The organism is Arthrobacter sp. ISL-28, assembly GCF_018613875.1.
Lineage (GTDB): Bacteria > Actinomycetota > Actinomycetes > Actinomycetales > Micrococcaceae > Arthrobacter.
Genome location: NZ_JAGGPJ010000031.1, coordinates 14,250 through 28,619, shown reverse-complemented (window position 1 = coordinate 28,619; position 14,370 = coordinate 14,250). Strand labels below are relative to the sequence as shown.

Genomic DNA, 14,370 nt, shown 5'->3' with positions numbered 1-14,370 from the left:
CGCAACCACCACCACAGAACATGAACACGCCTGCACATGAACACGTCCCCGTCTGGTGGGCCGGGTGCAACGGCGAAGCCGGCACCGCGGGCTCCGGGCACTGATCCGGACACAGATGCATTCGGCAGGCATGGTGATGGTCGAGCACGGAACTGCGAGACGCTGTAATAACGCTTCCTGCAGTGGCCGCCCGGCACAGAACCACCCGCCGCGGACGTAGGGCGCTGGTACTTCAGACCGTGGATTCAGGGAGACGAACTCCAAAGTTCTATTGCCGCAGTCCAACGACCACAGTGGCATCGAACTCCTCAGACGTAATGATGCGAGGCGTCAGCCCACCCCGAGCTACCGCCGCTGCAGTCCCCTTAGCCTGACGCCGGCTCGTCTCGATCAGGAGATGACCTCCAGGCTTGAGCCAGGTACGCGCTTCGGCGGCCACCTTCCGCTGGATCTCGAGTCCGTCCCGTCCCCCGTCGAGCGATACGTTCGGCTCGTGGACCCGGGCTTCATGCGGCATGCTGCTGATAGATCCAGTGGGAACATACGGCGCATTGACGGCCAGAATGTCTACTTTTCCCCCAAGCCGGGCAGGCAGCGGTGAGTAAAGATCCCCCTCATAAACCCGGCCGCCCGCCGGATCGATATTGCGGTGGGCACAACGCACGGCGGCAGGGTCGACGTCGGAAGCGTGGAGTTCGATGCCGGTCGCGAATGCCGCCAGCGCTCTACCCACGGCCCCCGAGCCGCAACAAAGGTCGACGACGACGGCACCGGCCGCGGTTCGGCCTGTGGGCGGACCGTCGGCGATCCGGGCAGCCGACCGGCCATCCGGAAGCCCGGCAGGACGTGCATTCGAGCCGCCAGAAGACCCAGCCACGCCAGCTACAACCCCCGGCAACACCGCATCCTCCAGCAACCCAGGGTCCCACGGCAAAACCGCATCGCCCGGGAACCCAGGGGCCCCCGGAACCGTATGCCTTGTTCGCAGGAGCGCTGCAGCTTCACGGACCAGGAACTCGGTTCGGCGGCGGGGCACGAAGACTCCGGGCTCCACGGCAATCCGCAGGCCGCAGAATTCGGCCCAGCCCAGGATGTGTTCGAGCGGAAATCCTGCCACCCGCCGCTCAAGGGCCGCGGCCAGTTCCGACGGGGTAAACGGCGCGGCTAAAAGGAGCTCTGCTTCGTCCTCGGCGTAAACGCAGCCCGCGGTGCGCAGTTGGGTGATGACGGCAGAAAGGGAAAGCGGTGGATGAGCAAACGGCATGGGAACGTCCTTCGGTTGAATGACGGGCGCTCCGTGCATCGACTAACCCCGGCGGTCCGGACGGCGTGCAGGGAGAACCCAGACTGGCATTGCAGTAACGGTCCTCACCTCCCCGGCTCTCAAAAGCGCGCATGGCGCCTGCGAATCTTCATGCTATCTGACCCGGAACCGGTCAGTCCTTGGCAAGATGGAGCCATGACGCCAAGCGAAAACCGCCCCCTCATCTGGTCCGGCTCATACACTGCGGATAGCGGAGGTCACGGTGCCGGCATCGGAGCCATCTCGGTTGCCTCTGATGGAACCCTCGCCTGGCAGGGGACCGCCGTGAAGGCCGAGTCGCCGTCGTTCATTTCCGTGCACCCCACCCTGCCCCTGGTCTATGCGGTCGGTGAAAGCACACAAACGGTCCGGGCGTACCGTCGCAGAGGCGAGTTCGGCCTGGAAGCGGCCCGTGATCCGTGGCCCGCCGGCGAGGCTGCGTGCCATGTGGCGGTGGATCCGCAGGGCAGGTTCCTGGTTGTGGCCTGCTGGGGGGACGGCCAGGTGCTGCTCTACGAACTGGATAACGACGGCGGCATCACCGCCCGGTTTCCAGCAGCGCCTTCAATGGATCCCCATGACGGCGGGCGCCCTAGCCGTGCGCATGCCAGCCTGATGCTCGCGGATGGCCGCATCATGACCACGGACCTGGGCCATGACCTGCTGCGCGTGTGGAATTACGTCCCCGGGAGCGGACTTAGCCAAGACCACGAGGTAGTGCTTCCCAAGGACAGCGGTCCCCGTCATCTGGTCCAGCACCCCGACGGAACTGTATTTGTGGTCTCCGAGTACTCCATCGAGCTGTTTACGGTGCGGACCGGCTCCGGCACCACCCAGTTCGAGCTCGTCGGCCAAGGGCCGGCAACGGCCGGCGGCGCCCAGGAAGGCGACTCCGCAGCGGAGATTGCCCTCTCTCCAGATGGGAATCACGCCTATGTGGGAGTCCGGGGTTCCAACCGCATCTGCGTGCTGCAAGTCGACGGAGAACTTGGGCAACTTCGTCCCCTGATGGACTATCCCAGCGGAGGCGATTGGCCGCGGCATCACCTGGTCCGCGACTGCTGGCTTCACATTGCCCATGAGCGTTCCCACGATGTGACCACTTTCCGCCTTGACCCCGAATCCGGGCTGCCCGGAGAAGTGCACCATCGCCTGGTCGCGGGTTCCCCTACGGCCTTGGCTGTGGCAAGCTAAAACGAATCGACAAACTCAATACAGGATCCGTCACGATCATTACAGCCGCGTCGCAGCCGTTGTAATGCGCGACTCCTCCGGTTGAGCGTGTACACGCAGGTCAACCCGGACAGGCCGGGATAAGCAGCGTCGCTTCGCGGAAGGTTTCAGCCATGTTCACCAACCCTGTCCCAAATTACTGGCGCGCGCGCATCAATGCGAGCGCAAACCGCAGCACCGCGAACCGGGCCAGCCGCACGGCCAGCAGCGGCGACACGGCCCGGAGTGCCGGCCGGAGTGGCCTCCCCCGTGTCTGGGCGGCGGCGGCCTCCGCACTTGTCGTGCTGGCAGCGGCTGCCATTCCTGCCGAAGCGGCACCCAGCACAAAAGATCCGGGATCAGCATCAGGTGGCCAACCGCCGTCGGGCCTTCAATCTTTGCGCGCCCCCGTGACCGACGAGAATTTCTATTTCGTCATGGCGGACAGGTTCAGCAACGGCGACGCCGCCAACGACGACGGCGGGCTCGGACCGGATCCGATGGTGTCCGGCTTCGATCCCACGCGCAAAGGCTTCTACAACGGCGGCGACCTGAACGGGCTGCTGAACAAGATTGACTACATCGAGGGACTGGGCACCACGTCCATCTGGCTGACACCGAGCTTCAAGAACAAGGCCGTGCAGCCGGAGGACAAATCCGCCGGCTACCACGGCTACTGGGTCACGGACTTCACCCAGATCGACCCCCACCTGGGCACCAATGCCGAACTGAAGAAACTCATCGACGAGGCACACTCGCGCGGTATGAAGGTGTACTTCGACATCATCACCAACCACACCGCGGACGTCATCGGCTACGAGGAAGGCGCCCGCACCGGCTACGTATCCAAGGACAAAGTGCCTTACCGCACTGCCGCAGGAGCGGAGTTCGACGACCGAGACTATGCCGGCAAGACGAATTTCCCGGAACTCGACGCAAAGGAGTCGTTCCCGTACACGCCGGTGCTGGAACCGGCCGAGCAGAACCTCAAGGTGCCGGCCTGGCTGAACGATCCCACGCTCTACCACAACCGCGGGGACACCACTTTCGCCGGTGAAAACTCCCTCTACGGCGACTTCTTCGGCCTGGATGACCTGTTCACCGAGCACCCCACCGTAGTTAAGGGCATGACGGATATCTATAAAACATGGATCAAGGACTTCGGGGTGGATGGCTTCCGGATCGACACCATGAAGCACGTGAACGATGAGTTCTGGCAGCAGTTCGGCCCGGAAGTCCTCGCCTACGCCAAAGCTCAGGGCAAGGATGAGTTCCTCATGTTCGGCGAGGTCTTCGACACGACCAAGAGCTTCACATCGCAGTTCACCACCCGCGACAAGATGCAGGCCGTGCTCGATTTCCCCTTCCAGGACGCCGCCCGCAATTTCGCCTCCCGCAGCCAGGACCCCCGGCAGTTGGAGACGTTCTTCGCCACAGACGACTGGTACACGGACGCCGACTCCAACGTGTACCAGCTCCCCACATTCCTGGGAAACCACGACATGGGCCGGATCGGCAGCTTCATCTCGGCAGACAATCCGGACGCCGACGACGCCGAACGCGTCGCCCGCGATGAGCTCGCCCACGAACTGATGTACTTCTCCCGGGGAAACCCCGTGATCTACTACGGCGACGAACAGGGCTTCAGCGGCCCGGGCGGGGACCAGGACGCCCGGCAGACCATGTTCGCGAGCAAGGTGCCGGAATACCTCGACGACGACCTGCTTGGCACGGACGCTACCCATGCGAAGGACAACTTCGACACCGGGCACGCGCTGTACGGCAAGATCAGCGAACTGGCCGGCCTGACCAAGGAGCACCCGGCGCTGCGGAACGGCGCACACCAGCACCGCTACGCCTCGCATGGCCCGGGCATTTACGCCTTCTCCCGCACTGACGCCAAGGACCAGCGCGAGTACGTCGTGGCGCTGAACAACAGCGAGCAGCCGCAGACTGCCTCCGTCCCCACCTACATTGCTAGGCGCACGTACAGCCTCGTCTACGGGGATGCAGCGGCGGAGTCCAAGACCTCGGCCGCGGGCAAGCTGACCGTCACCGTTCCGCCGCTGTCCGCGGTCGTCTACAAGTCCTCCGGCAGGATCCGGCACTCCAAAGCGGCCCCGGCGGTCTCGCTGCAGGCACCTGCTCCGGCGGCGGCCACTGCCACGTCTCCGGGCGACAATGGCCGCATGAGGGTGACGGCCGACGTCGACGGCACGTCGTTCTACCAGCTCACCTTCCAGTCAAGAACGGCGGGCGGGGACTGGGAATCCATCGGCACCGACGACACTGCGCCCTACCAGGTTTTCCATGATATTGCCGCACTCAACCCGGGCGCCGCGGTCGAATACCGCGCGGTGGCCTTGGACAATGGCGGTCACACTTCTGTGAGCAGCCCGCGCACGGCCACCGTCCCCGCCCCCGTGCTGGCCATCCGGCAGCCAAAGGAAGGCAGCACCGTTCAGGGGAAGGTGGAGGTTGTAGCCACCGCGGACCCGGAAAAGCCCAGCTATGTGGTGGGCTTTGAACGCAGCGTGGCCGGCGGTCCCTGGACGGCCATCGGGTCGGCGGACAGTTCGTCGCCCGACTACACCGTGGTGGATGACGTCGCCGCGCTGGACCTGGCGGACGGGACCAAGATCAGTTACCGCGCGAAGGTGGGCGGCCCGGGCTTCAACGTGACCAGCGGGGTGCGGACCGTGGTTGTAGGAGCGGTGCAGCAGCCCGATTCCGTCACCGTTGCCGGCAGCCTGAACAGCGAGATGGGCTGCCCAGAAGACTGGCAACCGGCGTGCAAGGCGGCATTCATGACGCTTGATCCGGCCGATCGCCTCTGGAAACTGACCACTGAACTGCCTGCCGGAAAATACGAGTTCAAGGCCGCGATCAACGGCTCCTGGGACGAAAACTACGGGCAGGACGGGGCACCCGGCGGCATGAACGTCGTGTTGAACCACGACGGCGGCCCCGTCACCTTCCAGTACAGCCACAGCACACACGTCATCACGGCCGGCTAAGCCGCCGCGCGCGCAGGCATACCTGGGAAGGTATGCCTGCGCATGCGGAACGCGTGCACAACAATCGGGCGCACAGCAGACGGCTGCACAGCAATCGGGCGGGTAGCCATCCGGGCGGATCCTGGCCCTGGAAGGACCTAGCCGCGGATCGATTCCTCCACCGCGGCCAGGAGGGAGTTGAATCTCTCGTTCCCTTCCAGGCTGTCGAGCAGCACGGAGTCACCGTCGGAATTGGCCAGGGGAACCTGCCAGTTGGGGTACTGGGCTGACGTTGTCCCGGGCTGGTTCTGCACCCGGCGTTCGCCCACGGCGTCCACCAGCGCCACGCCGAGCAGGACGGACGGGGTCAGCGCCAGCAGGCGGTGCAGCGCCTCGATCCGCTCTTCCTCGCTGCCGGGGTCATCCGCCGAAAGCAGTCCCCGCTGCCGCAGCAGCAGCATCATCTTTTCGAGTGTGGCGTTGTGCTCCAGTCGCTCTTCTTCCGCCGGACGCTCCAGCAGGCCAAGCCCGCTGCGCAGCGTCACATGGTCGCCTGCGAGGTATCCCGCCGTGGGCGGGAGGTCGTGGGTATTGACGCTGGAGAGGGCCTGCAGCCGGTACTTTTCCGGCGCAAGGGGAGCGCCGCCGTCGTTCTCGAACCACAAGATTGACGTGCCCAGAATGCCGCGGGCCGCGAGGTAATCGCGGACCCACGGCTCAAAGGTGCCCAGGTCCTCCCCGATCACCACGGCGCCGGCGCGCTGGGCCTCAAGAGCGAGGATGCCGATCATGGCGTCGTGGTCGAACCGGACGTAGGCCCCGTCCGCCGGGGAATTGCCCGTCGGCACCCACCAGAGGCGGAAGAACCCTAGGATGTGGTCTACCCGAATGCCGCCCGAATGCCGCAGGATCGTGGCCAGCATCTCCCGGAAGGGCCGGTAGCCGGCCTCGGCCAGGCGGGTGGGATGCCATGGCGGCTGGTGCCAGTCCTGCCCCAGCTGGTTGTACATGTCCGGGGGCGCGCCCACGCTGACACCGGGGGCGAGGACATCCTTCAGCGTCCAGGCGTCGGAACTTTGCAGGTCCACCCCGACGGCGAGGTCGTGCACCACGCCGAGGCGCATGCCGGCCCGCTTGGCCGCAGCCTGGGCGAACTCGAGCTGTTCATCGCAGAGCCACTGCAGCCAGCGGTGGAAGTCGATCCGCTCCGACAGTTCACTCCGCAGTTTCTCCACGAGGGGCGAGCCGAGCGCTGCCGCAGGATCAGCCCAGAAGGGGTCGTCGGCGTCGATATCCTCCCTGATCGCGCACCAGAGGGCGAAGTCATCCAGGCCGGAGCCTGCCGCGCGGCAGAAGTCCTCGAAGGCGTGCTGGCGCGACGCCGACCGGCGGACCCCGTAGAGCAGCTCCAACGCTGCAAGCTTTGCGGCGTACGCCTTGTCCCGGTCGAGCCGGTTGGTGTCCTTGTTCAGCTTCCGCCCCTGTTTCATGAGGTCGTGGACGACAGCCTGCTTCTTGGGCTTCAGGTACGCCAGCTCCGGAATCGCCTCAATGCGGAGATAGAGCGGATTGAAGAAGCGCCGTGTGGATGGTGAATACGGCGAGGGTTCCACCGGAGGCACCGGGTCCGCCGCGTGCAGCGGATTGACGAGCACGTAGTCGGCGCCGCGGGCACCGGCGAGCGCTGCCAGCTCGGCCAGATCGGCAAAGTCGCCCACTCCCCAGGACCGTTTCGATCGTACTGAATACAGCTGGGTGGCCAGACCCCAGCCGCGGCGCTCCTCCAGCGGCGCGGCCGTGGTGAGCCTGGACGGCACCACCACAAGGGTGGACTCCGCAACGTTGCCGGCCGACTCCGCGCGAATCGTATGCCAACCCAGGCCGGTGTTCGGCGGCACATCGAAGGCATGCCGGCCAATGGTCAGGCCGTCGACATCGCGCGGCTCCACCAGGATGTCCTGCTGCGCGGCGTCCAGCTTCCGGCCGTCCTCAGTGATGATGTGCACGCCGACGGCAGAACCCTCCCTGACGTGGACGGGCACCTGGGCCGGGGTGCCTTCCTGAACCACGACGGCGGGAGGCAGCATCCGCCGCCACGGCGCCAGTTCCGCTTCAGCCAGGGCATTCTCGATGAGCTGATCAGTGCCGGCTTCGACACCCAGCGCTGCCAGCACCCGGATCAAGGTGGCGGGTGCAACTTCGTGCGGCAGCCCGTCCCAGCCCTGGTACGTGGTGCCCACACCATGCGCGTCGGCGAGCCAGTGCAGCAGCTCGCGGCTCACGGGGGCAGGGCCGGCCGATGCGTCCGGGCTGCCAGTCACCACGCCGGCGGCCGCTGGGGTTGCGCCGGTACCAGCGGGGGCGGGGCTGCCTGGCGCCGTGCCAACGGAGGCCGGGCCAGCGCCGGTACCGGCTGAGGCGGGGCTGCCGGGCTCGTGGCCATCCACTGGCTGGCCGCCACCGGCAGTACCTTCTGGTGTCCCGGAAGCTGTCGCTTGCTGCTCGTTGGAAGCCTTCATTAATGTCCGCCTCGTCTACTGTGATCGGCCCAAAATTTACAATGCTCCCGTTGCGACCGGGCGTTTTTCAGGCCCCGGGCAACCGTTGGTTCCGATTATTGCAGGGTATCGCCGGGTGAAGCCCTGCCGGAGCTCAGTTGGCGGTGCAGGCCTTCTGCAGCTCTTTCACGGATTCGCTGGGAACCTCGTCGCCCGCCTCGGCGATCTCCTTCAAGGGGTTCGTGATCTCGGACGGAACGCCTGCGGTTCCGGCGCTGGCCACGAGTCCGGTCAGCACAGCCTTGTCTGAAGCGCTGACGAGTCCGTCCTCCAGCAAAGTGCAGACCTGGCCCTTCACCTGTTCGGCCGCGGCGTTGGCAACTCCGGAGGCGGCGGAGCTGGCTGCATTCTGCACTGCCTCCTCCGCCTGACCACACCCGGCCAGTAGAAGCAGCACGGGGACAACGGACAAAGGGAGAAGGCGTCGTTTCATGCTTTCCACCCTAACAAGCGGCTCGGTTGCTCCCGCTCACGCTGAGACACATGGCAGCCCCTCGCCCGCGGAGCCGCGCAGTCCCAGGCTCGATGTTTCGGACCGGCTCCTGGTTAGTCACCAAAATCAGTCCGACAACGGTGTCACTTCAAAAGCATGGCTGCAGTTGCGCTCAATCCTGCTTTGAAAACCGTTGACTTGTCTTCTGGACTTAACTTAGCGTTCCAGTCACTGACAACGTTGTCTACTGAAAGGGCGCGCGCAATGAAGGGCGATTACAGCGAAATTCCTAGGAAAAAACCTCGGCGAATGCAGGCTTGTTCGGCCTTGGCTCTGGCCGGCGTCATCCTTGCCTCGGCACTGGCCGGGGCAGTCCCCGGCGCGGCCGCGGTGTCCATTGGAGACGAGCAGTACCGGCCAGCCATCCATTTCACGCCGGAAAAGAACTGGATGAACGATCCCAACGGGATGGTCTACCACAATGGCGTTTACCACCTGTATTACCAGCACAATCCCTCGGGAAACACGTGGGGCAACATGTCATGGGGCCACGCCACGTCCACGGACCTGACGCACTGGAAGGAGCAGCCCCTGGCCATCGCCACCGATGACCAGCAGGATATCTTCTCTGGAAGTGTGGTGGTGGACAAGAACAACACCTCCGGCTTTGGCAGCGCTGCAAACCCGCCCATGGTGGCGATCTTCACGAGCGCCTACAAGGACGCGTCGCCCTACAAGGGCCTCCAGGCCCAGTCCCTCGCCTACAGCCTGGACGAAGGCCAGACCTGGACCAAGTACAGTGCAAACCCGGTACTCAACCGCAATTCCGCGAATTTCCGCGATCCCAAGGTCTTTTGGTACGACTCCCCGAACGGCGGCGGCTACTGGGTGATGACCGCCGTTGAGGCGACCGAGCACAAGGTCCTGCTGTACAAGTCCAGCAACCTCAAAGACTGGACGCCCCTCAGCGAATTCGGACCGGCCAATGCCACAGGCGGGCTGTGGGAATGCCCGGACCTGTTCCCGCTGGCCGTCGACGGCGATCCGGCCAACGTCAAGTGGGTCATGGTGGTCAACATTAACCCCGGCGGTGTGGCCGGAGGCTCAGCGGGTCAGTACTTTGTGGGGACCTTCGACGGCACCACCTTCACGTCGGAGTCAACCAAGGCAAGCGACGCCCTTCCTGCCGGAACTCCCGTCGCCGGTTTCAACGACGGCACGTACAACGGCTGGACAGTGAGCAACGAGCCGGGCAATGTGAAGAACGGACCGTTCGCGGACGCCCCCGCCGCTGGAACGCTTCCGGGGCAGAACCCCGTTACGGGATTTGCAGGCACCGGGCTTATCAATTCATTTAACGACGGCGACTGGCCAGTGGGATCCATGAGCTCACCTGCGTTCGCCGTAGAGAGCGATTACCTCAACTTCCTCGTGGGCGGCGGGCAGCATCCGCGGGTCTCAGACAAGCTGGACAACACACCGCCCGCAGGCGATCTGCTGTTCAGCGGCTTCGAGGTCCCGGAAGGAACGACCCTGGCCGACGCCGGCTGGACTGGCACCGGGGATCTGGCCCCCACCTTCCAGCCTGTCACCAGGGGCGGCGACTTCTTTATCGGGGCCAAGCGCGTCAATACGTTCGAAACCGGCGCCGTACCCGGCGACGACAGGCAGGGAACCATGACCTCGCCGTCGTTCACTGTGTCCCGGAACTTCATGAGCATGCTCGTCGGCGGCGGGCACCGTGATGCGACATCCGGGCAGGTGCTCGAGGTACAACTGCTGGTGAACGGCAACGTTGTGCGGAGGCTCGCGGGTGACGACGCCGGAGCCCTCAACTGGAAGGGCTGGGATGTTTCCGAATATGCCGGGCAGACGGCGCAGCTAAGGATCGTGGACCAGGCCACGGGCGGCTGGGGGCATCTGACGCTCGACCACGTGATGCTCACCGATCAGGCTGCCATCCCGCGGTCCGACGAGACCACGGTCAACCTCGTAGTCGACGGGAAAGTTGTCCGCACCGCTACAGGTGCCAATAGCGAAGTCTTGGACTGGGAGTCCTGGGACGTTTCTGAGTTCAAGGGGCGGCAGGCGAGCATCAGGGTGGTGGACAACAACCGCTTCGGCTGGGGCCATATTCTCGCCGACGAGTTTGTCGCCTCAGCCCGGCCCGCCACGCCACGGATCGAGACGTATGACTGGCTTGACTACGGCCGGGACTACTACGCGTCTGTTTCCTTCGGCAACATGCCGCAGGACAAACGCATCATGCTCGGCTGGATGAACAACTGGGACTACGCCAACAGCATTCCCACGTCGCCCTGGCGCAGCGCCATGTCCCTTCCACGCGAGGTCGCACTGACGCAGACAGCTGCGGGGCCGCGGCTGGTCCAGAAGGCCGTCGAGCAGGTGGACAGACTCGGCACGGCGGTGAGCTACATCGAGAAGCGTGCACGGAACATCGCACCGGGCATCCATTCCCTTCCGTCGGCTGCCTGGGGCGAGGTGCAACGAATCGACGTCACCCTCGCGCCGGGCACCGCGACGAAAAGCGGCATCAGCGTGCTCGGGAGCGGAAATTCCTCCACGGTCATCGGCTATGACAAAACTATGGGCAAGTTGTACGTGGACCGGAGGAACTCGGGCAACATTGGCTTCCACCCGCTCTTCACCTCGCTGGACTCCGCCCCGGTCACTCCGGATGCCCAAGGCAATGTGAAGCTGCGCATCTATGTTGACCGGTCCTCAGTGGAGGTGTTTGCCCAGGGCGGCCTGCGGACCATCACCGACCAGGTCTTCCCGGAACAGGGCGCCAGCCAGGTGGCCCTCTTCGCCGAAGGCGGTACGGCACAGCTGAAGGCCGTCACGGTGACGCCACTGGCACAGTCGATGTTCGTTCCCACGCCGGACACTGTCAAGAAGGGCGGCCGGTAGCGGCAACCGCGCCGGACGGGCTGCTTAAGCATCCCTCGGATCGAAAGGGCCGGTGCCCGCACACTCAGTGCGGCACCGGCCCTTTCCGCATCTTTTGTGGGCATCCCTGACGCAAGTGAAGGGGCCGCCTGGTTTCAGGCGCCCCTCCAGACAACTGGCTTCAGGCGACCGGATGCAGCCACGTCAGAACGGAGCCGTCCTCCTCGATGTGCTCCGCGAGCTCCCCGTTGAACCGGGCACCGTAGTCGGCGCTGATGTGCTCCTGGAAGGCGGCCTCGCCGTCGTACACCTCGAAGACGAAGTATTCGCGGGGGTTGGATTCCCTCGTGTAGGGCAGGAACAGCTGGTTGCCCGGTTCCCGGCGAACATGCTCGGTCAGTTCGCGCATCATTTCCGCGACCCGTTCTTCGCTGCCGGGCTTGACGGTGAATTCTGCGTACAGGGTTTTGGTCATGGTTTTCCCCTCATCAAGGTTTCGGTATGGGTGGTTGAAATCGTGTCGGTCCTGGTGTCACATGAACGCCCGGCTCAAAGCGGCGGGCGGAGTTCCCCGGAGCCTCGCTGGATAAGTTCGGTGGGAACCACGTACGTCTGCGGGGCGCGGTCATCGCCGTCGATCCTGGCCAGAAGCCGCTCGGCGGCAAGCTTTCCAATTCGCTCAGGATGCTGGGCGATGACCGTGATGCCAGGGTCCATCATGTCCGCAAGGGTGAAGTCATCGAATCCCACGAGAGCCACCCTCCTGCTGGCCCCAAGCTCCTTCAGTGCCCGCATGACCCCGAAGGTAACGAGGTTCTGGCTGGAGAAGATGGCCGTGGGCGGATTCTCGGAGCTGAGCAGCTCAACGGCCGCCCGGTGTGCCGACTCCTCATCGTGCAGGCCCTCGAGCACCGGAACCGCGGACGTCGCGATGCCCGCCCTGCCAAGTTCCTCGATAAAGCCCCGCCGGCGTTCGCGGGCTGTCTGAATGTCCGCCCGATCACCAAGATAGGCAAGCTTTGTGTGCCCTTGTGCAATCAGATGGGCAGCGGCCCTGGCGGCTCCGACGGCGTTGTCCGTCACCACGGCATCTGCTTCGATGCCTACCGGCTCACGGTCGATAAAGACCATGGGCAGGTCGCGTGAGTGCTCCGGGATGACGTAGGACTGGCTCTTGGCAATCGGGGTCAGGACCAGCCCGTCAACGCGCCGGCCAAGGAAAGCGGCAACGAGGGCCTTCTCGCGTTCGGGGTCGTCGTCGAGGCTGGCGGCAAAGACCGCCATGCCGCGGACCGCCAAGGTGTCCTCAAGCGCCCGGTGGATCTCACCGCTGAACGGGTTGGCAACGCTGGGCAGCAGGAGGCCGATGGAGAGCGTCTGGCGGCCCGCCCGGCGCAGGGATCCCGCCGCCATGTCCAGCTGGTAATTGAGCTGCTGGGAGGCATTCAGGACCCGCAGGCGGGTGGCTTCTGAGACACCGGGTTCATCGTTCATCACCCGCGAAACGGTTTTGATGCCAACTCCGGCGAGGGCGGCGACGTGCCGCATCGTGGGCCGGTTCTTTGTCGTCTCAGGCTGGTAACGATTAGACATCGTTGTCATGACTTGGTCCTTCATCATCGAATTTCTCTTGACTGTACCTTGTGATCTTGATTACATGATGCATGACATCGTTGTCAGGCACCAGAAGTGCCACGAAACCAGGAGATTCAATGTTGAGTTCTAAAGCCCCGCGGACAGTCACCCACCGCCTGCTTGCCATCGGTGCAGTCCTGACCCTCGGCACGCTCAGCCTCACCGCTTGCGGCGGGAGTTCCCCCACCAGCTCAGCAGCCGAAAGCTCTTCGGCCGAGAAGGTCGGTGTGTCCCTGATTGTCAAAACCACTTCAAACCCGTTCTTCGTTTCCATGCAGGACGGCGCGAAGAAGGCCGCCGAAACAGACGGCGTGGACCTCAAGCTCGCAGCCGGCAAGGCAGATGGCGATGAAGAAACCCAGATCCAGGCAATCGAGAACGCAATCTCCAAAGGCGACAAAGGCATCCTCATCACGCCCAATGGCCCTTCCGTCGTGGATGCGCTGAAGAAAGCCAAGGACGCCGGCCTGTTCGTCATCGCCCTAGACACTCCGCCGGACCCGGCTGACGCCGCCGACATCACGTTCGCCACCGACAACTTCGCCGCTGGTGAACTGATCGGCAAGTGGACCGCCGCGCAGCTTGGCGGCAAGAAGGCCACCATCGCACTGCTGGACCTTTTCGACGACAAGGTCGTCTCCGTGGACTACAACCGGGACCAGGGCTTCCTCACCGGGCTGGGCATCGACACCGCGGACAAGAAGAAGAACGGCGACGAAGCCAAGACCGGCAAGTACACCGGCGGCAAGGGCGGCGAGTATGAAATCGTGGGCAGCCAGGCAACCCAGGGAGCTGAGGACGGCGGCCGGACCGCCATGGAAACCCTCCTCGCCAAGAACCCGAACGTCAACGTGGTCTACACCATCAACGAGCCTGCTGCGGCTGGCGCCTTCGAGGCGCTGAAGTCTGCCGGCAAGGAAAAGGACGTGCTGGTGGTCTCGGTGGACGGCGGATGCTCGGGCGTCAACAACGTCAAGGCCGGCGTCATCGGTGCCACTGCGCAGCAGTACCCGGTGAAGATGGCGGAACTGGGTGTCAAGGCCATCGTTGAGCTGGCCAAGACCGGCAAGAAGCCAGCCAACTCCCCTGGACTGGACTTCTACAACACTGGCGTCGAACTCGTCACGGATAAGGCCGTCGATGGTGTCAAGAGCATCACCACGTCCGAGGCCTCCAAGATCTGCTGGGGCAAGTAGCCAGCGTTGACGTCGCACCGCGGGAAGGTGCTGAAGATGCAGGACCTTCCCGCGGTTCACAGCAGGAGAATCGGCGGCACCAGCACCAGCAGCAGCCGCACCAGACCCAGCCCCAGCAGGACCTTGA

Annotated in this window: 9 protein-coding genes; 4 read left to right on the top strand and 5 right to left on the bottom strand. The window is 64.5% G+C overall.

Annotated features, from left to right (window positions below; genetic code table 11):
* Positions 1-268: 268 nt before the first annotated feature.
* Positions 269-1,264: a methyltransferase gene (locus tag J7E80_RS19780; protein ID WP_215053930.1), complete on the bottom strand. Its 996-nt coding sequence runs from the start codon at positions 1,262-1,264 to the stop codon at positions 269-271.
* A gap of 195 nt (positions 1,265-1,459) precedes the next feature.
* Between J7E80_RS19780 and J7E80_RS19775 the strand changes: the two genes are divergently transcribed.
* Both J7E80_RS19775 and J7E80_RS19770 read left to right on the top strand, forming a co-directional pair.
* Complete coding sequence (locus J7E80_RS19775; RefSeq protein WP_215053929.1) at positions 1,460-2,497, top strand: beta-propeller fold lactonase family protein; 1,038 nt, start codon at positions 1,460-1,462, stop codon at positions 2,495-2,497.
* A gap of 152 nt (positions 2,498-2,649) precedes the next feature.
* The gene (locus J7E80_RS19770; protein WP_215053928.1) at positions 2,650-5,532 is read left to right on the top strand and encodes an alpha-amylase family glycosyl hydrolase; all 2,883 of its coding nucleotides are present in this window, start codon (positions 2,650-2,652) and stop codon (positions 5,530-5,532) included.
* Between the two features lie 137 nt (positions 5,533-5,669).
* Here J7E80_RS19770 and malQ read toward each other — a convergent pair whose 3' ends face one another.
* Together malQ and J7E80_RS19760 are read right to left on the bottom strand one after the other, a co-directional pair.
* Positions 5,670-8,030 carry a 4-alpha-glucanotransferase gene (malQ, locus tag J7E80_RS19765; protein WP_251037136.1) on the bottom strand — a complete coding sequence of 787 codons (2,361 nt, stop codon included), beginning with the start codon at positions 8,028-8,030 and terminating at the stop codon, positions 5,670-5,672.
* Between the two features lie 133 nt (positions 8,031-8,163).
* Positions 8,164-8,502, bottom strand: coding sequence for a hypothetical protein (locus tag J7E80_RS19760; protein ID WP_215053927.1), 339 nt, complete (start codon positions 8,500-8,502; stop codon positions 8,164-8,166).
* 309 nt (positions 8,503-8,811) lie between these two features.
* Here J7E80_RS19760 and J7E80_RS19755 point away from each other — a divergent pair, with 309 nt between their 5' ends.
* Entirely contained in the window at positions 8,812-11,433 is a 2,622-nt protein-coding gene (locus tag J7E80_RS19755) for a GH32 C-terminal domain-containing protein (protein ID WP_215053926.1), read from the top strand.
* Positions 11,434-11,593: 160 nt separating this feature from the next.
* On the opposite strand, the gene J7E80_RS19750 is transcribed toward J7E80_RS19755, so the two are convergent.
* Both J7E80_RS19750 and J7E80_RS19745 read right to left on the bottom strand, forming a co-directional pair.
* Positions 11,594-11,887: a putative quinol monooxygenase gene (locus J7E80_RS19750; RefSeq protein WP_215053925.1), complete on the bottom strand. Its 294-nt coding sequence runs from the start codon at positions 11,885-11,887 to the stop codon at positions 11,594-11,596.
* Positions 11,888-11,961: 74 nt separating this feature from the next.
* On the bottom strand, positions 11,962-12,960 hold the full coding sequence (locus tag J7E80_RS19745) for a LacI family DNA-binding transcriptional regulator (protein WP_215053933.1): 999 nt from the start codon (positions 12,958-12,960) through the stop codon (positions 11,962-11,964).
* 164 nt (positions 12,961-13,124) lie between these two features.
* On the opposite strand from J7E80_RS19745, the gene J7E80_RS19740 reads away from it, so the two are divergent.
* Positions 13,125-14,243 (top strand): substrate-binding domain-containing protein, encoded by a 1,119-nt coding sequence (locus J7E80_RS19740; protein ID WP_215053924.1) that lies wholly within the window; start codon positions 13,125-13,127, stop codon positions 14,241-14,243.
* Positions 14,244-14,370: the final 127 nt, after the last annotated feature.